This window comes from Rhizobium sp. 2MFCol3.1 (assembly GCF_000377565.1).
Lineage (GTDB): Bacteria > Pseudomonadota > Alphaproteobacteria > Rhizobiales > Rhizobiaceae > Rhizobium.
In genome coordinates this window covers 115,783-136,462 of record NZ_KB898368.1, presented here as the reverse complement: position 1 = coordinate 136,462, position 20,680 = coordinate 115,783, and the positions used below count along the sequence as shown (strand labels likewise).

At 63.3% G+C, this 20,680-nt stretch carries 20 protein-coding genes; 8 read left to right on the top strand and 12 right to left on the bottom strand.

The genetic code is table 11. The features are described from left to right. Positions 1-207: 207 nt before the first annotated feature. The 6 genes from D460_RS0124770 (at position 208) to lpdA (ending at position 7,516) form a co-directional block, all read left to right on the top strand. The gene (locus tag D460_RS0124770) at positions 208-1,395 is read left to right on the top strand and encodes an acetyl-CoA C-acyltransferase (protein ID WP_018901297.1); all 1,188 of its coding nucleotides are present in this window, start codon (positions 208-210) and stop codon (positions 1,393-1,395) included. A gap of 21 nt (positions 1,396-1,416) precedes the next feature. Then, positions 1,417-2,544, top strand: a complete 1,128-nt coding sequence (locus D460_RS0124765) for an acyl-CoA dehydrogenase family protein (RefSeq protein ID WP_018901296.1) — start codon at positions 1,417-1,419, stop codon at positions 2,542-2,544. Between the two features lie 62 nt (positions 2,545-2,606). Then, positions 2,607-3,839 carry a thiamine pyrophosphate-dependent enzyme gene (locus D460_RS0124760; protein WP_018901295.1) on the top strand — a complete coding sequence of 411 codons (1,233 nt, stop codon included), beginning with the start codon at positions 2,607-2,609 and terminating at the stop codon, positions 3,837-3,839. A 1-nt stretch (position 3,840) separates the two neighbouring features. After that, positions 3,841-4,854 (top strand): alpha-ketoacid dehydrogenase subunit beta, encoded by a 1,014-nt coding sequence (locus tag D460_RS0124755; protein ID WP_026283504.1) that lies wholly within the window; start codon positions 3,841-3,843, stop codon positions 4,852-4,854. Between the two features lie 2 nt (positions 4,855-4,856). Further along, on the top strand, positions 4,857-6,113 hold the full coding sequence (locus D460_RS0124750; protein ID WP_018901293.1) for a dihydrolipoamide acetyltransferase family protein: 1,257 nt from the start codon (positions 4,857-4,859) through the stop codon (positions 6,111-6,113). Positions 6,114-6,118: 5 nt separating this feature from the next. Further along, positions 6,119-7,516, top strand: a complete 1,398-nt coding sequence (gene lpdA / locus D460_RS0124745) for a dihydrolipoyl dehydrogenase (RefSeq protein WP_018901292.1) — start codon at positions 6,119-6,121, stop codon at positions 7,514-7,516. Positions 7,517-7,555: 39 nt separating this feature from the next. On the opposite strand, the gene recX is transcribed toward lpdA, so the two are convergent. The 6 genes from recX to D460_RS0124715 form a co-directional block, all read right to left on the bottom strand. After that, on the bottom strand, positions 7,556-8,107 hold the full coding sequence (gene recX / locus D460_RS0124740) for a recombination regulator RecX (protein WP_018901291.1): 552 nt from the start codon (positions 8,105-8,107) through the stop codon (positions 7,556-7,558). A 102-nt stretch (positions 8,108-8,209) separates the two neighbouring features. After that, positions 8,210-8,425 carry a hypothetical protein gene (locus D460_RS0124735; protein WP_018901290.1) on the bottom strand — a complete coding sequence of 72 codons (216 nt, stop codon included), beginning with the start codon at positions 8,423-8,425 and terminating at the stop codon, positions 8,210-8,212. Between the two features lie 129 nt (positions 8,426-8,554). Continuing rightward, positions 8,555-9,397, bottom strand: a complete 843-nt coding sequence (locus D460_RS0124730; RefSeq protein WP_018901289.1) for an ABC transporter permease subunit — start codon at positions 9,395-9,397, stop codon at positions 8,555-8,557. 2 nt (positions 9,398-9,399) lie between these two features. After that, positions 9,400-10,278 (bottom strand): ABC transporter permease subunit, encoded by an 879-nt coding sequence (locus tag D460_RS0124725; RefSeq protein WP_018901288.1) that lies wholly within the window; start codon positions 10,276-10,278, stop codon positions 9,400-9,402. Beyond that, positions 10,275-11,372: an ABC transporter ATP-binding protein gene (locus tag D460_RS0124720; RefSeq protein WP_026283503.1), complete on the bottom strand. Its 1,098-nt coding sequence runs from the start codon at positions 11,370-11,372 to the stop codon at positions 10,275-10,277. Before D460_RS0124720 ends, D460_RS0124725 begins: the two co-directional genes overlap by 4 nt. 57 nt (positions 11,373-11,429) lie before the next feature. Further along, complete coding sequence (locus D460_RS0124715) at positions 11,430-12,605, bottom strand: extracellular solute-binding protein (protein ID WP_018901286.1); 1,176 nt, start codon at positions 12,603-12,605, stop codon at positions 11,430-11,432. Between the two features lie 212 nt (positions 12,606-12,817). Here D460_RS0124715 and D460_RS0124710 point away from each other — a divergent pair, with 212 nt between their 5' ends. Beyond that, positions 12,818-13,540, top strand: a complete 723-nt coding sequence (locus tag D460_RS0124710) for a GntR family transcriptional regulator (protein ID WP_018901285.1) — start codon at positions 12,818-12,820, stop codon at positions 13,538-13,540. A 43-nt stretch (positions 13,541-13,583) separates the two neighbouring features. After that, positions 13,584-14,771 (top strand): mannonate dehydratase, encoded by a 1,188-nt coding sequence (uxuA, locus tag D460_RS0124705; RefSeq protein ID WP_018901284.1) that lies wholly within the window; start codon positions 13,584-13,586, stop codon positions 14,769-14,771. A 51-nt stretch (positions 14,772-14,822) separates the two neighbouring features. Here uxuA and D460_RS0124700 read toward each other — a convergent pair whose 3' ends face one another. The 6 genes from D460_RS0124700 to D460_RS0124675 are packed head-to-tail and all read right to left on the bottom strand — an operon-like array spanning position 14,823 to position 20,576. Continuing rightward, positions 14,823-15,581, bottom strand: coding sequence for a FadR/GntR family transcriptional regulator (locus tag D460_RS0124700; protein ID WP_018901283.1), 759 nt, complete (start codon positions 15,579-15,581; stop codon positions 14,823-14,825). A 19-nt stretch (positions 15,582-15,600) separates the two neighbouring features. After that, positions 15,601-16,662: a four-carbon acid sugar kinase family protein gene (locus tag D460_RS0124695; RefSeq protein WP_018901282.1), complete on the bottom strand. Its 1,062-nt coding sequence runs from the start codon at positions 16,660-16,662 to the stop codon at positions 15,601-15,603. Then, positions 16,659-17,651: an oligopeptide/dipeptide ABC transporter ATP-binding protein gene (locus tag D460_RS0124690; protein ID WP_018901281.1), complete on the bottom strand. Its 993-nt coding sequence runs from the start codon at positions 17,649-17,651 to the stop codon at positions 16,659-16,661. The genes D460_RS0124695 and D460_RS0124690 overlap by 4 nt, the downstream gene beginning before the upstream one ends. Continuing rightward, positions 17,651-18,658 carry an ABC transporter ATP-binding protein gene (locus tag D460_RS0124685; protein ID WP_018901280.1) on the bottom strand — a complete coding sequence of 336 codons (1,008 nt, stop codon included), beginning with the start codon at positions 18,656-18,658 and terminating at the stop codon, positions 17,651-17,653. Before D460_RS0124685 ends, D460_RS0124690 begins: the two co-directional genes overlap by 1 nt. Beyond that, on the bottom strand, positions 18,658-19,617 hold the full coding sequence (locus D460_RS0124680) for an ABC transporter permease (protein ID WP_018901279.1): 960 nt from the start codon (positions 19,615-19,617) through the stop codon (positions 18,658-18,660). Before D460_RS0124680 ends, D460_RS0124685 begins: the two co-directional genes overlap by 1 nt. A 2-nt stretch (positions 19,618-19,619) precedes the next feature. Then, positions 19,620-20,576: an ABC transporter permease gene (locus D460_RS0124675; protein WP_026283501.1), complete on the bottom strand. Its 957-nt coding sequence runs from the start codon at positions 20,574-20,576 to the stop codon at positions 19,620-19,622. Positions 20,577-20,680 lie beyond the last annotated feature (104 nt).

Here is a 20,680-nt window from a genome sequence, read left to right as displayed (position 1 = left end):
TTTCAACGAAGAGCGCGCATAGACTTTGCATTGTCTTGATTGCCTGAAGTGCCGCTGGAGGTTGATGCGGCGAAGTGCAATCCACGAGATGATGCATGGGAGGAGAACCGTGCAGCTTGACGATGTTTGTTCTTCCCGGTCGCGGGAGGGGCAATTGCGTGATGCCCTAAGGCAGATCCCGATGCCGGCTTCGAGGAGGAGGTCGCGATGACGATGCAGGATCCGATTGTGATCACAGGCGCCGCCCGCACGCCGATTGGTGGCTTTCAGGGAACTTTTTCGTCCTTGGCCGCACCGCAGCTGGGTGGATCGGCAATCGCAGCGGCGCTCTCGCAAAGCCAAGTCCCCGCCGAGAATGTCGACGAGGTCATCATGGGCTGCGTGCTAGCCGCTGGCCAGGGTCAGGCACCGGCACGACAGGCGGCGATTGGTGCTGGCCTCCCCTTTTCCACTGCCGCCAGCACCGTGAACAAGATGTGCGGATCCGGCATGAAAGCCGTAATGATCGGCCATGATCTGCTCGGCGCCGGCAGCGCCTCGGTGGTGATCGCGGGCGGCATGGAAAGCATGACGAATGCGCCCTATCTACTTGATCGTGCTCGTGGCGGCTACCGGCTGGGCCATGGACGCGTGATCGATCATATGTTCCTCGATGGGCTCGAGGATGCCTATGACAAGGGGCGCTTGATGGGGACATTCGCGGAAGACTGTGCCGAGGCCTATCAATTCACGCGCGAGGCCCAGGACGCCTATGCCATCACATCGCTCACGCGGGCACAGAAGGCGATAGAAGCCGGCTATTTCGATCGCGAGATCGTGCCTGTATCGGTCGTCTCTGCGAAAAGCGAAGCGATCATCCGTGAGGACGAGCAGCCCGGCAAGGCCAGCATCGACAAGGTCCCCAGGCTGAAGCCGGCCTTCCGCGAAGGCGGCACCGTGACGGCCGCCAATGCGAGCTCGATTTCCGATGGCGCCGCCGCGCTGGTGCTGATGCGCCGCTCGCGGGCCGACCAACACGACCTTGCACCGCGCGCGACCATCGTCGGGCACGCCACGCACTCGCAGGCGCCCAGCGAATTCGCGACGGCGCCGATCGGCGCCTTGAGAAAGCTCTTCGAGCGCACGGGGTGGCCGCTATCGAGTGTCGACCTCTTCGAAATCAATGAAGCCTTCGCCGTCGTGCCGATGGCGGCGATGCGTGATCTCGATATCCCCCACGACAAGGTCAACGTCCACGGCGGCGCATGCGCGCTTGGGCATCCGATCGGTGCGTCTGGCGCCCGTGTCATCGTCACGCTGCTAGCGGCGCTGGAGCTGTACGGGTTGAAGCGCGGAATGGCGGCGCTCTGCATCGGTGGCGGCGAGGCGACCGCTATCGCCATCGAGCGGCAGTGAGCGGGAAAAGGAGGCGCGCTGATGATCTTGTCCGACACGCAGAGCCAAATCCGGGACCTCGCGCGAGATTTCGCACACGAACGACTGGCGCCGGGCGCCGCCGAGCGGGACCGCACACATAGCTTCCCGCGCGACGAACTGAATGAGATGGGTGAACTCGGCCTTCTCGGCATGCTGGTGCCGGAGGCCTATGGTGGTTCCGACACGGGAACGGTTGCCTATGCGGCGGCACTTGAAGAGATCGCCGCCGGCGATGGCCCCTGCTCGACAATCATGAGCGTTCATAGTTCTGTTGGCTGCGTCCCGATCCTCAAATTCGGAAACGAGGAGCAGAAACAGCGCTTCCTGCCGAAGCTCGCCACCGGCGAATGGATCGGCGGCTTCGCGCTGACGGAACCGCAGGCCGGCTCCGACGCCTCCAATCTGCGCACCCGCGCGCGACGCGACGGCGATCACTACGTGCTTGATGGCGCCAAGCAGTTCATCACCTCGGGCAAAAACGGTCAGGTGATCATCGTCTTCGCGGTGACGGACGCGGCGGCAGGCAAGAAGGGCATCACCGCCTTCATCGTGCCGACCGACACGCCGGGATACGAAGTCATTCGCGTCGAGCACAAGTTGGGCCTGCACGCCTCCGACACTTGCCAGATCGCCTTTAACGACATGCGCATCGCCGCGGATCTTCGCCTCGGCGAGGAAGGCGATGGCTACCGGATCGCGCTGGCCAATCTCGAAGGCGGCCGGATCGGGATCGCGGCGCAGGCGGTCGGCATGGCGCGCGCGGCTTTCGAGGCAGCGCGCGACTACGCCCGCGAGCGGACTGCTTTCGGCAAGCCGATCATCGAGCATCAGGCCGTCGCCTTTCGTCTTGCCGATATGGCGACACAAATCGAGGCGGCGCGGCAGCTGGTGTTCCATGCAGCAAGTCTGCGCGAGGCGGGTCTGCCATGTCTTTCCGAGGCGTCGATGGCCAAGCTCTTTGCCTCGGAGATGGCCGAGCGCGTCTGTTCCGACGCGATCCAGATCCACGGCGGCTATGGCTATATGAGCGATTACCCCGTCGAGCGCATCTACCGGGACGTCCGTATCTGCCAGATCTACGAGGGAACGAGTGACGTGCAACGCATGGTGATCGCCCGCAATCTATAGGGAGAATACGCCGCGTCGTTCCTGAGGAGAGGATCGACGCGAGCGGAGGAGGAACACAGGAAATGCCAGACAGTCAACGACTGAGCCTCTACGTCCCCGAACCCGCCGTTCGCCCTGGCGGTCTACCCGATTTCTCCAACGTCAAGATCGCCAAGGCCGGCGCCGTGCCGCGCCCGGAGGTGGATGTCGCATCCGAAGACATTCGCGATCTCGCCTATTCGATCATCCGCGTGCTCAACCAGGAGGGTGAAGCCGTCGGCCCCTGGGCGGGATTGCTCTCGGACGAGGCGCTTCTGACCGGGCTGCGCAACATGATGAAGCTGCGCGCCTTCGACGCACGCATGCTGATGGCGCAGCGCCAAGGCAAGACGTCCTTTTACATGCAGCATCTTGGTGAGGAGGCGGTCAGTTGCGCCGTGCGCAAGGCGCTGAACAAGGGGGACATGAATTTCCCGACCTATCGGCAGGCCGGCCTCCTGATCGCCGACGACTATCCGATGGTCGAGATGATGAACCAGATCTTCTCCAACGAGAACGATCCGCTGCGGGGACGGCAACTGCCGATCATGTACTCCTCCAAGGAGCACGGCTTCTTCACCATCTCGGGCAACCTTGCCACGCAGTATGTCCAGGCCGTCGGCTGGGCGATGGCGTCGGCGATCAAGAACGACACCCGCATCGCGGCTGCCTGGATCGGCGACGGCTCGACGGCAGAGTCCGATTTTCACTCGGCGCTCGTCTTCGCCTCGACCTACAGGGCGCCGGTCATCCTGAACATCGTCAACAATCAGTGGGCGATTTCCACCTTTCAAGGCATCGCGCGCGGCGGTTCCGGCACGTTTGCCGCTCGCGGGCTCGGCTTCGGCATCCCGGCACTGCGCGTCGATGGCAACGACTATCTGGCCGTCTATGCGGTGGCGCGCTGGGCGGCGGAACGGGCGCGGCGCAATCTGGGTCCGACGCTGATAGAATATGTCACCTATCGCGTCGGCGCCCACTCGACCTCTGACGATCCGAGCGCCTATCGCCCGAAGACCGAATCCGACGCATGGCCGCTCGGAGATCCCGTGCTGCGGCTGAAGAAGCATCTGATCCTCAAGGGTGTCTGGTCGGAGGAGCGTCACGTTCAGGCTGAGGCCGAGATCCTGGACGAGGTGATCGATGCGCAAAAGCGCGCCGAGGAACACGGAACGCTGCATGCCGGCGGCAAGCCCTCGGTGCGCGACATTTTCGAGGGCGTCTACGCCGAGATGCCGCCGCACATCCGCCGCCAGCGGCAGAAAGCGGGGTATTGATATGGCGCGCATGACCATGATCGAGGCGGTGCGCAGCGCCATGGATATCTCGATGGCCCGGGACGAGGACGTCGTCGTGTTCGGCGAGGATGTCGGCTATTTCGGCGGCGTGTTCCGCTGCACGCAGGGGCTTCAGGCGAAATACGGCAAGACACGCTGCTTCGACACGCCCATCAGCGAATCCGGTATCGTCGGCACGGCGATCGGCATGGCGGCTTATGGGCTGAAGCCCTGCGTCGAGATCCAGTTCGCCGATTACATGTATCCGGCCTATGACCAGATCACCCAGGAAGCGGCGCGCATTCGCTATCGCTCGAATGGCGATTTCACATGCCCGATCGTGCTCCGGATGCCGACGGGTGGCGGGATATTCGGCGGGCAGACGCATAGTCAAAGCCCGGAAGCGCTGTTCACCCATGTCTGCGGCCTGAAAGTGGTCGTTCCCTCCAACCCCTATGACGCCAAGGGGTTGCTTATCGCCGCGATCGAGGACCCGGACCCGGTGATGTTTCTCGAGCCGAAGCGGCTCTATAACGGTCCCTTCGATGGCCACCACGAGCGTCCGGTCACACCATGGTCAAAGCACGAGCTCGGTGAGGTGCCCGAAGACCACTATGCGATCCCGATCGGCAAGGCGGAAATCCGCCGTGCCGGAAGCGGGGTCACGGTCATTGCCTATGGCACGATGGTGCATGTAGCGCTCGCGGCGGCGGAAGATACCGGCGTTGATGCCGAAGTGATCGATCTGCGCAGTCTTTTGCCGCTCGACCTCGATACCATCGTGCAATCCGTGTCGAAGACCGGCCGCTGCGTCGTGGTCCATGAGGCAACGCTGACGTCGGGCTTCGGGGCCGAGATCGTGGCGCTGATACAGGAACATTGTTTCTACCATCTTGAGGCGCCGGTCGTGCGGGTCGCGGGCTGGGATACGCCTTATCCGCATGCGCAGGAGTGGGACTATTTCCCCGGCCCCGCGCGCGTCGGACGGGCGCTTGCCGAAGTCATGGAGGCGTGAGGATGGGCGAGTTCACGATTAAGATGCCGGATGTCGGTGAAGGCGTGGCCGAGGCGGAGCTGGTCGAATGGCATGTGAAGGCCGGCGATCCGGTTCGCGAGGACATGGTGATCGCGGCCGTGATGACTGACAAGGCAACCGTCGAGATCCCGTCGCCGGTCAGCGGCACGGTAACCTGGCTGGGCGCGGAAGTGGGCGACACCGTGGCTGTAAAGGCGCCGTTGGTGAGGATAGAGACAGTAGGTGGAGATGAGGCGCCGGCTCAATCCGCGCCCCTGGCGAGCGAGAAACCGTCCGCCGCTGCCAGTGAAAGCGAAGCGCCTGCTAGGCCGCAGCCGGCGCAGACCAAGCAAGCGCTGTCCCAGCTGACAAACACCGGACCGCAGGAGAAGTCGCTGGCATCGCCTTCCGTCCGCCTCTTCGCTCGTGAAAGCGGGGTCGACCTCAGACAAGTACCGCCAAACCGTCCGGACGGACGCATTCTGCGCGAAGATGTTGAGCAATATCTTGCACGCGGTACAACCTCGGTTGCAGCCCCTACCCCGTTCGCCAGAAATACGACGACCGAGGACGTCAAACTGACCGGTATGCGGCGGCGGATCGCCGAGAAGATGTCGCTCTCCACCTCGCGCATCCCGCATATCACCTATGTCGAGGAAATCGACATGACGGCGCTGGAGGATCTGCGGGCGACGATGAACCGGGACCGCAAGCCGGAGCATCCGAAACTGACGATCCTCCCTTTCCTGATGCGGGCAATCGTCAAGGCTGTTGCCGACCAGCCCGATATAAACGCCACCTTCAACGATGATGCCGGCATCCTCACCCGCTCCGGCGGCGTTCACGTCGGCATCGCGGCACAGACGCCTGCCGGCCTCGTGGTGCCGGTGGTGCGCCACGCCGAGGCCCGCACGATCTGGGACTGCGCCAGCGAGATGGCGCGCTTGGCGGAGGCGGCGCGCAACGGAACCGCGACGCGTGACGAACTCACGGGCTCGACCATCACCATTAGTTCGCTTGGCGCGCTTGGGGGCATCGTCTCGACGCCCGTGATCAACCATCCTGAGGTCGCGATCATCGGCGTCAACAAGATCGCCACCCGCCCCGCCTGGGATGGGACGCAATTCGTACCGCGCAAGATGATGAACCTTTCCTCCAGCTTCGACCATCGCATCATCGACGGCTGGGATGCGGCGACCTTCATCCAGCGCATCCGCGTGCTGCTTGAAACGCCGGCGCTGATTTTCATCGAAGGCTGAGGGCCATGAAAGAGATCGTCTGCAAATTGCTGGTCATCGGCGCTGGGCCCGGCGGCTACGTCTGCGCGATCCGCGCCGGTCAGTTGGGCATCGACACCGTGATCGTCGAAATGGAAAAGCCCGGCGGCACCTGCCTCAATATCGGCTGCATACCCTCCAAGGCGCTCATCCATGCCGCCGACGAATTCGATGCCGCGCGCCGGATGGCGAGCGGTCACCATCCCATTGGCATCCGTGCCGAAGGCGTGGCGATCGATCTCGCCAAGACGATCGCCTGGAAAGACGGGATTGTTGGCCGTCTCACCGGTGGCGTTGCAGCCTTGCTGCAGAAGGCAAGGGTGAAGCAGGTCCATGGGCGGGCGCGGTTTCGCGATGGAAAGACAGTCGAGGTCGACACGGAGACCGGCGCACAGCTCATCCGCGCGGAGAATATCGTGATCGCGGCAGGCTCCGAGCCGGTCGAACTGCCGGGGCTTCCATTCGGTGGAAGGGTGATCTCCTCGACGGAGGCGCTGGCGCTGCAGAGCGTGCCGGAAAGGCTGGTGGTTGTCGGCGCCGGCTATATCGGCCTAGAACTCGGCACGGCCTTCGCCAAGCTGGGCTCTTCAGTCACCATCGTCGAGGCGACGGGCCAGATCTTGCCGCAATACGATACCGAGCTTGTCCGGCCTGTTGCGAAGGCGCTGAAGGAGCGCGGCATCGAGCTTCATCTGACGGCCAAGGCAAAGGCGCTTTCCGATGCCGGCGAAAGCCTGATCATCGAGCAGGCCGATGGCCGCGAGGTCAAGCTGCCGGCTGACAGGATACTCGTCACCGTCGGGCGAAGGCCACGAACAACAGGCGTGGGATTGGAGGAACTCGATCTCGATCGCGCCGGGCCCTATCTGCGCATCGATGACCGGTGCCGCACGTCGATGCGCGGGGTTTACGCCATTGGTGACATCACCGGCGAACCGATGCTCGCGCACCGGGCGATGGCGCAAGGCGAGATGGTCGCGGAGCTCATCGCCGGCCGGACGCGCAGTTGGGACAAGCGCTGCATTCCCGCCGTCTGCTTCACGGACCCCGAGATCGTCAGCGCCGGACTGTCACCGGAAGAAGCCCGCGCGCAAGGCTATGAGATCAGGGTGGGCCAGTTCCCCTTCTCGGCCAATGGACGGGCCATGACCATGCAGTCCGAGGATGGCTTCGTGCGGGTGGTAGCGCGCGCCGACACCAAGCTCGTACTTGGCCTGCAGGCGGTCGGTCGCGGTGTTTCCGAACTGTCGGCGGCGTTTGCGCTGGCGATCGAGATGTGCGTTCGCCTCGAGGATATCGCCGGCACGATCCACGCTCATCCGACGCGCAGCGAAGCCGTTCAGGAAGCGGCGCTCAAGGCGCTTGGCCACGCATTGCATATGTGAGGCGCGACACGGCGGAAATTCGAGCCCGACTGCCTGTGTCTACGACCGTCGCTCGTCGAGCACGGTCTCGGCTTCATCGCGGCTCATGCCGAGAACGTTGCGTCCCAATTCGAAACCGAAGCCGTTGCGGGCGAAGGCCGACATTTCCTTGTTGTAGCGCTTCTCGTCGGCCTCCTCGCGCCGGAAGGGGCCAAAGCCACGTTTGCGGGCGAAGTTGATAGCGGCCACGAGATCGTCGCTCTCCTCGAGCGCGACGACGGCGGTCTCGCGGTCGATACCCTTCATCGCGAGCTTCTGCGCCATGATCCGTTTCGATCGGCCGCTACGCACGCCGGATCGCACGCTGATCTCGGCGTAGGCGACATCGTTCAATCCGCCCTGCTCGTGGCCGAACTTAACCGCGAGATCGGCGAGCGCCTTGATCTGAGCTTCGGATATGTCCTCGAATTTTTGTTTGGCCTTGCGCGAGATCGCGTCGGCCAACTGCTTCTCGGTCATCATCTGCCGGCCGAGGCGATAGATGGTCGAGTTGCGCGCCCAGCTCTGCATGCGGCTGGTCGGTGTGTCGGATTGCGTGTCTTCTTCGGCCATGACGTTCCGGATCGCGTCGAGAATCGCCTGGAGCAGGTCGTTTCAGCCAGTTAATAATGCCATCCGGCCGGGATTTCCAGCACTCTCCTGCCTCACCCCGCCTCAGGCGACATGCAGGACTTCCGCCGACAGAAGCAGAAGGAAGGTATCGTCATCCAGCCGCTCGGCGATCTCGCCGGTGTCGGTAACGTAATCGGTGCGCGGATGCGTTGCGACATCAAGCGCCAAACGCGATGTCAGGATCTGCTCGATAACAACGTAATGCGCGCCCGAGCTGCTCTCACAGTGAAAGCGGTTCGTCTCTTTGTACTGCGCCATGATCAAATTCCTCAAGAAATGACCGTCACGCCCACAATACTTGGCAGCCACCTGCCGATAGTCAAGAACACCCACCCTACTCAATAAGTTTTCTGTTAACAGAAGGACTAGTGCGGCGAGCGGCCCGGCTCAGTGCGCGGGCTGCTGCTTTGCCCTCGCCACGATCTGCGTCGGGTTGACGAACTGCAGCGCGATCACCAGCCAGAACAGCGTCGTCACCATATAGACCACTGCCATGGCATCGATCGACTGGCCAGCCCGCACGCCGGATGCAAACACCGCATAATAGAGCGACACGACGAGGGTCTGCGTGGTCGGCCCGGCAATGAGGAAGGTGAGCTCGAACATCGCGATGGTGCGAACCAGCACCAAGAGTAATGCCGCCAGCATGCCGGGCAGGAGCAATGGCAGCAGGATGCGCAGGAACAGGCTGGTGGTGCCTGCACCGAAGACACGGGCGGCGGCTTCGATGCGCGGATCGATCTGCTCAATGAAGGGGATCATCACAAGGACCACGAAGGGAAGCGACGGCACGACGTTGATCAAAACGACGCCCCAGAAGGTTCCGCCAAGTCCGAGCTGGTAGAGCACCGTAGCCAGCGGGATGCCGTAGGTGAGCGGCGGGATGAGCAGCGGCAGAAGGAAGAGCAGAATGACCACGCGCTTGCCGGCGAAATCGCGGCGCGCGAGCGCATAGGCAGTCATCACGCCGAGAATGCCGGAGATGATGACGACGGTGAAAACGATCTCGAAGGTGACGAGGACGACGCTGGAGAGCTGGAATTCCTTCCAGGCGCTGAGGTACCATTTCGTTGTCCAGCCAGCCGGCAGCCATGTGCCGAGCCATCGTGTCGCGAACGAGTTGACGACGACGGCGGCGATGACCGCAAGCAGATTGAGGACAAAGAGCGTGGCCAGCGCCCATATGGCGAAACGCCAAATCTTCGAGGTGAGGCCTTGGTCGCGGATCATGGTCAGCCTTTCGTGCCGCCGGCGGGGCCGCGGTAGAAGAACGAGCGTGCGCCGAGAACGGCCAGCACCACGGCCAGTTCGACGCCGCCCATGATTAGCGCGATCGCGGAGCCCAGCGAGTGATCATACTGCTCGAACGCGGCCTGATAGGCGGCAATCGAGATGACGCGGGTCGGGCCTGCCGGTGCACCCAGCAGTACGGCAGACGGGAACACCGCGAACGCCTGAACGAAAGCAAGGCAGAAGGTCACCGCAAGCCCCGGCACCAGCAACGGCAGGAACACGCGCAGAAAACGCTGCCTCGGCCCGGCCCCAAGCGTGGCGGCGGCCTGCTCGATCGCCGGATCGATGCCGGTGATGTACGAGAGCGTCAGCAGGAAGGCGAAGGGGAAGCCGGTGATGAGCAGCGACGCGAAGACGCCCCAGTAGTTGTTGGTCAGCTTGATCGGATTGTCGATAATGCCAATCATCAGAAGCGTGTGGTTGAACCAGCCGCGTGGTCCGAGGAACGTCAGCAAGCCATCGGCGACGAAAACCGTGCCGAGCGTGATTGGCAGTACCAGAATGGTCGTCAGCAGACGCTGGCGGTGCATAAGCCGAACACGGAAAGCGACCGGCACGGCGAAGGCGAGATTGATGATCGTCACCGGCAGTGCCAGCCAAAGCGTCGCGCCGATGGTGTTGTACTGGAAGGGATCGCTGAAGAACTTGGCGTAGTTGGCATACCATGTTCCATCCTTCGGCGTCAGCGAATCCACGACGCCGTAGAGAAACGGATAGACGAACAGCGCGATCATGAAGGCAAGGCCGGGGAGGATCAGCATAGTGGTGCCGTCGAAGCCCCGGGCAGCCAACCGTGTTCGAAGCGACGGCGCGCTCATCGTGCGCTATCCCCGAACACCAGCGCCCTGCCCGCGATCGGCTTCAGCCGCGTCGCCGTTCCGCGCGACAACGCGTCGTCGGCGCGGAAATAGAGGTCGGATCCATCCGCCGAGCGCGCCAGACCGAAGAAGGCGCGGCCGCGATATTCCATGCTTGATACGGTAGCGGCTATCCCCTCGTCGGCCGCGACCAGATCCTCGGGGCGCACGGAAAGGATAGCGGCGTCGCCGGGCTTGAGCGGCGTGCGCATCGTGCCGGTGATGCGCGCGCCGGCGACGTCGATCTCGGCCTCCTCGCCGGAAACCGAGACGACCTTGCCGGGCACGCGGGTCCGAAAGCCCATGAAGTCGGCAACGCCGACATTGACTGGGCGCTGATAGAGATCCTGCGGTGAGCCGATCTGCTCGATGTGTCCCTGGCTCATGACGACGATGCGGTCGGCAAGCGACAGGGCCTCGTCCTGGTCATGCGTGACGTAGATGGTCGTCGAGCCGATCTGGTCGTGGATGCCGCGGATTTCGGCGCGCATCTCCAGGCGCAGCTTGGCGTCGAGATTGGACAGGGGCTCGTCCATGAGCACGATAGGCGGGCGGATGACGATGGCGCGGGCGATCGCCACGCGCTGCTGCTGGCCGCCGGAGAGCTGCCCGGGCAGCTTGTCCGCCTGGCTTTCCAGACGCACCAGCGCCAAGGCGTCATTGATCCGCTTGTCGGCCTCCGGTCCCTTGATGCCCTGCATGGTGAGACCAAAGCCGACATTCTTGCGCACGCTCATATGCGGGAAAAGCGCGTAGCTCTGAAACACCATCCCGAACCCTCGACGCTCGGGCTCCAGCTGGTCGATGCGTTTGCCACCCAGACGGATTTCTCCGCCAGACAGTCCCAGAAGGCCCGCGATGCAGTTGAGCGCCGTGGATTTGCCGCAGCCAGACGGGCCAAGCAGAGCCACGAATTCGCCGGGCTCGATCGCAAGATCGATGCCATCGAGCGCGTTATAGGCGCCGAAGGAGCGGCTCAGCCCATCGAGTTCAAGACGCGCGGTGCCGCGCGAAGAGGCCACCGTATTCGCTACCGAGTTCAAACCACTCTCCATGTCACGACGGAAATGGCCGGCACCGGCTATTGCAGCCGGCGCCGGCGATATCAGCGATCAGCCCTTCTTGGCACCGATCTTTTCGTCCCAGATCCGGAAGGCTTCGACGAGCTGCTTTGGCTCGAGCGGCACTTCCAGCGGGTTGTTGGCAATCCAGTCGGCATATTCGGGCCGGCCGAACTCCTTGATCGTGTCCTGGCTTTCCTGCGGTGCCATCTCGATCGTCACGTCCTTGACGGCGGGGCCCGGATAGAAATAGCCGGCGTCATAGGCGATTGCCTGCTGCTTGGGCTGCAGAATGTAGTTCAAGACGTCGATCAGCACCGCGATCTTCTCGTCGGAGACGCCCTTGGGGATAACGGCGTAGTGCGCGTCCGTCACCCAGTGGAAACCTTCCAGCTTCTGCACCTTCGCTTCGGCGGGAACGATGCCGAGCGCACGCGGGTTGATGTCCCAGCCGGTGGTGGAAACGACGATGTCGCGCGTCCCCTCGCCAAGTTCCTTCATCACCTGGCCGGTGCCGGTCGGGTAATATTCGATGTGCTCGCCAAGTGCTGCCAGATATTCCCAGGTCTTGTCCCAACCCTTGACCGGATCGCGCGGATCGCTGTCGCCGAGCAGATAGGGCAGCCCCATGAGGAAGGTGCGGCCGGGGCCGGAATTGGCCGGGCGGGCGTAGATGAAGCGGTTCTTGTTGGCCTTTGCCCATTCCAGCAGTTCCGGCGCCGATTTCGGCGGCGTGGCGACCTTGTCGGGCATGTATTCGATCAGCGGGCCCGAGGGGTAGTAGGTGATGACGATGCCCTGATCCTTGGCGAGCGCCTGCATCTTGAATGCCTGCGGCTGCAGGATCTTTTCGATGTCGGGCAAATCCGCCTTGTGCGCGGAAAGGTCGAGCCAGAGGCCCTGGTCGAGACCGGCCGAGAGCGCGTCCGTGCCTGTCAGCACCAGATCGATATCGACCTTTCCGGCCGCCTGCTGCGCCTTGATCTTGCCGGGCAGTTCGGGGGCCGGCGCCTTGGTGAAGGCGAAGTTCGAAACCCAATCGGCTTTCTCGGCTGCATAGGCTTCAAACATCCCCTGCGTCAGCGCGAGGTTGCCGGCGACGTCGGCAATGGTGATGGTCACGGGGCTTGCGGGCTTCTTGGCCTGCGCCCACACCTTGACGGTAAGCATGGCGGCAACGGCAGCGCTGGCTGCGGTTCCGACGAATGTTCTGCGGGTAAATTTCATGCTGTTCTCTCCTCCTCTTTTGGCCGCACAAAGCACAACAAATCCGTGCACGTGCGTATCCTGATCCATTTATGCGGTCGGATTTTCTGGCCGGCTTTGTTTGGAACCTCCTGAATTTCTTGCCAGAAACACCGTTCCTCCGCAGTGTGTCTTGGCAGCCATGTAGAATTGATATACTAGTATGCACATTCAAGTCAACGTTAGGGCCCTACATGCATCCAGCCGCAGCCACCGCCATTCCCGAGCTTTCGGCGCAGGCCGAGCGGCCGGCAAAGCTGCGGCGAGTCACGACGGCGGACGCCATTTTCGACCGGCTCTATAACGACATCGTCTCGCTGAAGATGCCGCCGGGGATGGCGCTGCAGGAGAAGCGGATCGCTGAGGATTTCGCGGTCAGCCGGACACCCGTTCGAGAAGCGCTGCTGCGACTGTCGGAAGGCGGGCTCGTCGATATCTACCCGCAGTCGGGCACCGTCGTGTCGCGCGTTCCGGTGTCGGCGATCCCCGAGGCTGTCGTGGTGCGCAAGGCGTTGGAGGGAACGACGGTCGAGCGCGCGACTGAAATCGCCTCGGCGGCTGATCTCTCCCGCCTCGATGCCATCATTACACGCCAGCGGGCGCTCTCCATTCTGGGCGACACGTCGGGCTTCCACGAAGAGGACGAAGCCTTTCACGAGGCGATAGCGCAGATTGCGGGCTATCCGGGCATCTGGGGCATCCTCAAATCCGTCAAGGTTCAGATAGACCGCGCTCGACGGCTGACGCTACCGGTGCTCGGCCGCATGGAGAATGTGGTCGGCGAGCACGCGATCATCCGCGACGCGATCGCCGCGCATGATGTGGAGGCAGCGCGAGCCGCGATGACGCATCATCTGAGCGCCGTCATCCCCGATGTGGCGGAACTGCGCACGCGTTACCCCGATTATTTCTGCTGACGAACAGCGACACCAAAACAAAAGGCATTGAAGGAGGAAACAGATGCGGCAGGGTTGGAGATGGTTCGGACCGGATGCGCCGGTCGCGCTCGACGAGGTCAGGCAAACCGGAGCGACCAACATCGTGTCATCGCTGCACCAGGTGCCGATCGGCCGCGCGTGGACCGAGGCCGAGGTGCGCGAGCGCCAGGCGATGATCGAGACGACACCACCGGGGCGTTCGCAGCTCACCTGGTCGGTGGTCGAGAGCATTCCGATTCCCGATGCGGTGAAGCGCAAGGGTGGCCAGGCGAAGGCGGAGATCGAGGCGTGGATCGCAAGCCTTGAAGCGGTTGCGGCCTGCGGCATCCCGATCGTCTGCTACAACTTCATGCCGGTCGTCGATTGGACGCGCACCGATCTCGACCACGAGATCGACACCGGCGCGACGGCGATGCGTTTCGACCACGAAAAATTCGCCGCCTTCGATCTGTTCATTCTTCAGCGCGACGGCGCCGACGCGGCCTACTCCCAGGAGGACAAGGCTCGCGCCCGCGCCGCATTCGGGGCCATGTCGGAGAGCGACATTGCCGATATCACCCGCAACATCACCTCGGCCTTGCCGGGATCGACCACCGAGCCGCTGACCATTCCGGAGTTTCGAGACCGTCTCGCCGCCTATGCCGGCATCGATGCCGGCCGGCTGCGCCAGCATCTCATCGAGTTTCTTGAGGCCGTGGCGCCGGTCGCGGAAGCCCGTGGCGTCAAGCTCACGCTGCATCCCGACGACCCGCCGCGCTCGCTATTCGGCCTGCCGCGCATCGCCTCCACCGCCGAGGATTACGCGGCACTGTTTAATGCTGTCCCGTCGCCGGCGAACGGCATGTGCTACTGCACCGGCAGTCTCGGCGTACGCGCCGATAACGACCTGCCCGCCATTGCACGCCGGTTTGCCTCGCGCATTCACTTCGCGCATCTGCGGGCGACCAAACGCGAAGGCGATGGACGCAGCTTCCACGAAAGCGCCCACCTTGAGGGCGATGTCGACATGGTCGCCGTGCTGAAGGAGCTTGTCTCCGAGGATCGCAACCGCAAGGCCGACGAGACGATCGTTTTCCGCTCTGACCACGGCCACCGCATGCTCGACGACCTCACCAAGACCACCACGCCAGGCTATCCGGCGATCGGTCGCTTGAGAGGGCTTGCCGAGCTACGTGGCATCCTTCACGCACTTGGCGCACCGCCGACCTGATTGGCCGCATATCCGTGTCGCGAAAGCGCGACACGGATATGCCCAAAAGCATCAGAACGACAGATCGAGCGCCCTGCCCTCGAACAACCGATCACGAGAGCCTTCGAGATGCGATTGCATCAGGTCGCGTGCCTCTTCGGCCCGGCCTTCGGCAATCGCCTTGTAGATGGTGTTGTGCTCCTGGAAGACTTGTTCGAGTCCGGGTCTCGGCCCCAGCAGGGACAGCCCGTGGAGATGCATGCCGACCGCGATATGCGCTTTGAGCGCATCGATCGAGGCGGTGTAATAATGGTTGTTGGCGGCCTCTGTCACGGCGCGGTGGAAATTGAAATCCGCGTCGGTCCGGTGCAGCTGATGGCTCGTGGCTTCCCGGAGATCGGCAAGCGCCGAGGCAATCTTCTGGATCGCGGCCTCGTCGCGGCGCTTGGCGGCGAAATAGGCGGCGGCCGGCTCGATCGTCAGACGGAATTCGTAGCAGCGCTGGATATCAGCGATCGTCTTGACCGGCGAATAGGAAAGATGGGTCGTCGGCGAGCTGTTGGCGCTGACGAAGGTTCCGGCTCCCTGGCGGGCATAGACCATGCCCTGATCGCGCAGCTTGGCCAGCGCATCGCGAACGATCGGCCGGGAAACGCCAAGCATGGACGCCAGCTCGTGCTCGCCGGGCAGCCTTGAATCCGGCGGGTAGTTTCCGGCACGAATACGCTCCTGCAACTGATCGAACACGCGGTCCACCAGTTTCATAGGCTTGCCGCGCTCCGGCTTCGGCGCCGGGGTTGCCGGCGCACCGTTTGCTTCATCCACGTCCATTCTCCCCGCCGGCATTACTTTACGCCGCCTGATTCTGAGGAATCAGTCTTAGCAAACTATCGGAATTCCCAAAGCCCCCGGATTTTACCGCACAACGGAAATGGCGACCATCGACATCGGTCACGTCGAACCAGGGAATTCCCGCCTCTATTTCCCCCTTGGGCAGTAAGGTGCGAACACCGAGCGCCCGGAACACCGCCAGCGCCGTATCACCACCGCCGACCATCAGCATATCAGGTTGCGTCCGCTCGATCGCCGATCTCACGCCCTTGGCGAAACGATCGGCGACGGCTACCGCGTCCCCCGACATTTCCCCGGTGCAGCACAGCAGCGCCGGCAAGCCCAGCGCTTCTGTCTCATTTAGCGCGCCCATCGGGGCCGCAAGCGATGCACGCAAAGCGCCCGACGCCTCAAGCCTGGCCATCTGCGCGGCGGTGATCGGGTCGCGGGAGCCGAATGCGAACAGTGTGTTGCGGGCCGGTTCGAATACAGTCGTCGCATCGCGTCCACGGCGAAGGCGACGGGCAATGGCACTGCCGAGGCCGCGCGCGCCGACGGCAAGCGTCGTCTGCCAATCATGCCCGGGGACGAGCTGGTCCAGATCCGCATCGCTGTCGGCATCGACGACAACAACCTTGTCTTCACGACCCTCAAAAAGGGCGGCAATCGGCAACGGCCTTTCGACGCCGCGCCCGACGACATGGCCGTCGCGAGTGAAGCGTTCCTGGTCAGGAATGGCAGGCGCGATGGTGATCTCGCGATGGCCGAAGATGGCGGCAATAGCGGCACTTTCGGCAGCCACATTGCCCTTCAGCCGGGAATCGATCTTCTTCAGGACGATGTCGGGGTGTGCGGCAAGAAGAGCGCTGGCCGCGAGGCCGGCCCTTCTCGCCGCTTCCCCCTCCGGGAGGGCGCGCGAGGCGGTGTTGACCACCACCACCTCGCAACCAGTCGCCAGAGCGTCCTCGATAGCTTCGATCTCGATCGCCACGGCAACGGAAAGACCGGCGTCGACGAAGGGGGTTCCCGTGTCGAGCGCGCCGGTCAGATCGTCAGCGATGATCGCGACCTTCAGCGTCATGCAGCCTGTCCCGTGTTGACCGCGTGGCAGGCAACGAGATGGCCGGGCTTGGCTTCCTTCCACTCCGGCACGACCTTGCTGCACACATCCATGGCGATCGGGCAGCGCGAATGGAAGCGGCAGCCGCTCGGCGGGTTGAGCGGGCTCGGCACGTCGCCCTGCAGGATCTGCCGGGTGCGGGTGCGCTCGAGTTCCGGATCGGTTTCCGGGACGGCCGACAGCAACGCCTTGGTGTATGGGTGAAGCGGGTTTTCGAACAGCTCTTCGCGGGTCGCGAGTTCCGCCAGGCGTCCGAGATACATGACGCCGACGCGGGTGCTGATATGGCGCACGACGGCAAGGTCGTGGGCAATGAACAAGTAGGTCAGGCCGTATTTTTCCTGCAGGTCGAGCAGCAGGTTGATGATCTGCGCCTGGATCGAGACGTCGAGCGCCGAGATTGCCTCGTCGCAGACGATGAACTTCGGCTGACAGGCGAGCGCGCGGGCGATGACGACGCGCTGGCGCTGTCCGCCGGAAAGCTCATGCGGATAGCGCTGCGCGAAGCGGGTCGGCAGGCCGACATCGGTCAGAAGTGCCGCGACGCGGTCCTTCAGCTCGGCCTTGGTGCAGAGCTTGTGGAAGAGGATCGGCTCGCCAACAGCCTCGCCGATCGTCATACGCGGGTTGAGCGTCGAATAAGGATCCTGGAAGACGATCTGCAGGTCGCGGCGGAAGGGCCGCATCTGCTTTTCATCCAGCGTCGCCAGATCCTGGCCCTTGTAGACGACCTTTCCCGAGGTCGCCTTGTAGAGGTTGAGAATGGTGAAGCCGGTTGTCGACTTGCCGCAGCCGGATTCGCCGACGAGCGAGAGCGTCTCGCCCTCCATGATGTCGAGATTGACGTTATCGAGCGCATAGACCGTCGCCGAGCGTTCGCCGAAGGCGCCGAGCTTGACGTGGAAATGCTTGACGAGGTTTTCGACCTTGAGCAGCGGTTGGGCACCCATCACGCGGCCTCCTGCATTTTCTGGACGACGAAGCAGGCGGTGCGGTGGTTTCCGGCGCCTGAAATGGGCTCAAGTTTCGGCACGCGCTCGTGGCAGACGGCTTCCGCCAGCGGACAGCGCGGGGCAAAGGGGCAGCCCTTGGGGCGACGGCCGGGCTCCGGCGGCGTGCCGCCGATCGAGCTCAGACGGCTTGCCGGCGCGTCCGACAGCTTCGGGATCGAGGCCAGGAGGCCGCGCGTATAGGGATGGCTCGGGCGGGCATAGAGCTCGTCGACCGGCGCATCTTCGACCACAGTGCCGGCGTAGAGCACGGCGACGCGGTCGACGAGGCCGGCGATCAGCGCCAGGTCGTGGGTGATCCAGACGACCGACATGCCGAGCTTTGCGCGCAGGTCCTTCACCAGATCGACGATCTGCGCCTGGATGGTGACGTCAAGCGCCGTGGTCGGCTCGTCGGCGATCAGGAGCTTCGGATTGCAGGCAAGGCCGATCGCGATCATCACGCGCTGGCGCATGCCGCCGGAAAGCTCGTGCGGATAGGCCTGCAGTCGCTCCTCCGGGCCCGGAATGCCGACGAGGCGCAGAAGCTCGACAGCGCGGGTGCGCGCCTCGGCCTTCTTCATGCCGCGGTGGTAGATCAGCGGTTCGCAGATCTGGTCGCCGATGCGCATGACCGGGTTGAGCGAGGTCATCGGGTCCTGGAAGACGAAGCCGATATCGCCGCCGCGCACCTTGCGCAGTTCCTTGTTCGACATCTTCTGCAGGTCGTGGCCATCGAAGCTCGCCGAGCCCTTGGTGACCTTGATCTTGTTCGGCAAAAGCCGCATCAGGCTGAGCATGGTCAGGCTCTTGCCGCAGCCGGATTCGCCGACGACGCCGAGCGTCTCGCCCTTGTTGACGTGGAGGTCGATGCCATCGACCACGACCGCCGGGCCGTTCCTGCCGTCGATCTCGACGGTCAGGCCGCGGACGTCGAGCAGTTTCTCATTGGATCGCGTCGTGTTCATCACTTGGAACCCCGCGGATTGAGTGCGTCGTTGAGGCCATCGCCGAGGAAGCTGAAGGCGACCGAGGCAAGGCCGAGGACGGCAGCCGGAGCAGCCAGCAGGTGCGGATAGTGCTGCCAGACACGCAGGCCGTCGGAGATCATGTTGCCCCAGCTGGGCGTGGGCGGATTGACGCCGACGCCGAGGAAGCTGAAGGCGCTTTCCAGAACCATGGCCGTACCGAGACCGGCGCTGACCGAGACGATCAGCGGACCAAGCGCGTTCGGGATGACGTAGCGCTTCATGATGATCCAGTTCGACAGGCCGAGCGCCTGGGCGGCAGTGATATAGGGACGGCTGCGGATCGACAGGACCTGGGCGCGAACGAGGCGTGCATAAGGCGGCCAGGAGATCAAAGCCATCGAGCCGAAGACCAGCATGAAGTCGACCCAGATCGTCTGGCGGTAGAAGGGATTAAGGGTCGCCAGATACTGCGCTTCCATCCACTTGGTGATCGGCGACTTCAACGATGCGTTGATGACGACGACGAGCAGCAGGTTGGGCACCGACATGGTCATGTCGGTCAACCACATGATGACGCGATCGAACGGATTGCCGAAGAAGCCGGCGATTGCGCCGAGCAAGGTCCCGATGAAGACCGCGATGACGGTGACGATAACGGCCACCAGGAAGGCTGTGCGGGTGCCGAAGACGACGCGGCTGAAGACGTCGCGGCCGAGATCGTCGGTTCCGAAGAGATGCGTCAGCGACGGAACGGCATTGCGGGCCTGCAGGTCCTGGCTCAGATAGTCATAAGGCGTCAGATAGGGGCCGAAGATCGCGGCGAAAGCCAGAATGAGAACGACAGCGAGACCGAAGACGGCAAGCTTGTTGCGCTTCAGGCGATACCAGGCATCGCGCCACAGGCTGACGGGTGCCTCTTCTTGTTGGGCGACGGGAGAGAGAGGGATGGCGGACATGGTCAGCGGCTCCTTCTTGCATCGTTGGCACGCGGATCAAGCAGCGGGTAGAGAACATCGACCAGAAGGTTCGACATCATCACCAAGAAGGATCCGATAAGCGTGATCGCCAGAATGACGGGATAGTCGGAATTGGTGAGCGCCTGCACGGTCAGGCGGCCGAGGCCGGGCAGACCGAAGACGAGCTCCACGAAGATCGCGCCATTGACGATGGTGATCATGATCAGGCCGAGCTGGGTGACGACGGGTGTCAGCACCGGGCGCAGAATATGGCGCAGCGCCACGACCATTTCAGGCACGCCCTTCGCGCGGGCTGTGCGGACGAAATCCTCCGACAATACCTCGATGACGGCGGCGCGCGTTTGGCGCACGATGAGCGCGATCGGCTGGAAGGAGAGAACGATCAGCGGCAAGAGGATGCGCACGTCGAAGACGCCGCCCCAGCCATAGGGCACCTTGATCATCGGCATCAGCACGATGAGGCCGACCATCAGAAGCGGGCCGGCGACATAGGCCGGGATCGCCCAGAGGAAGAGCGCCGAGCCGAGGATTGTGTAATCGAGGCGGCTGTTCTGGTTCATCGCGGCGATCATGCCGAGCGGAATGGCAATGACCGTCGTGAGGATGATGGAACAGAGCGCCAGCTTGAAGGATACGGGCGCGGCGGCCGAGACCATGGCCCAGACCGAGCGGCCCGATGTCAGCGAATTGCCGAACTGACCATGCAGGAGGTTCCAGATGTAAAGGCCGAACTGCTCGATGAATGGCCTGTTCAGGCCGGCACTTTCGCGGATGGCTTCGATGCGCTGCGGGTTATAGGCGACATCGCCGGGTGCGCGCAGAAAGATCAGCTTGATCGGATCGCCAGCGCCATAGAAAGCCAGCGCATAGACGGCCAGCATGACAATGAGGACTGACGGAATCCAGATGGCAAACCGGGTTAGCACGTAGCGTAACAAGGTCACCTCCCACCGGTTGGTAGACACGTTTCCGCGCTCGCGCGGACATGCGATGTCTTCTTGAAACTTGCGCGAAGGCCTTGCGGTCTTCGCGCGGTTGCTAA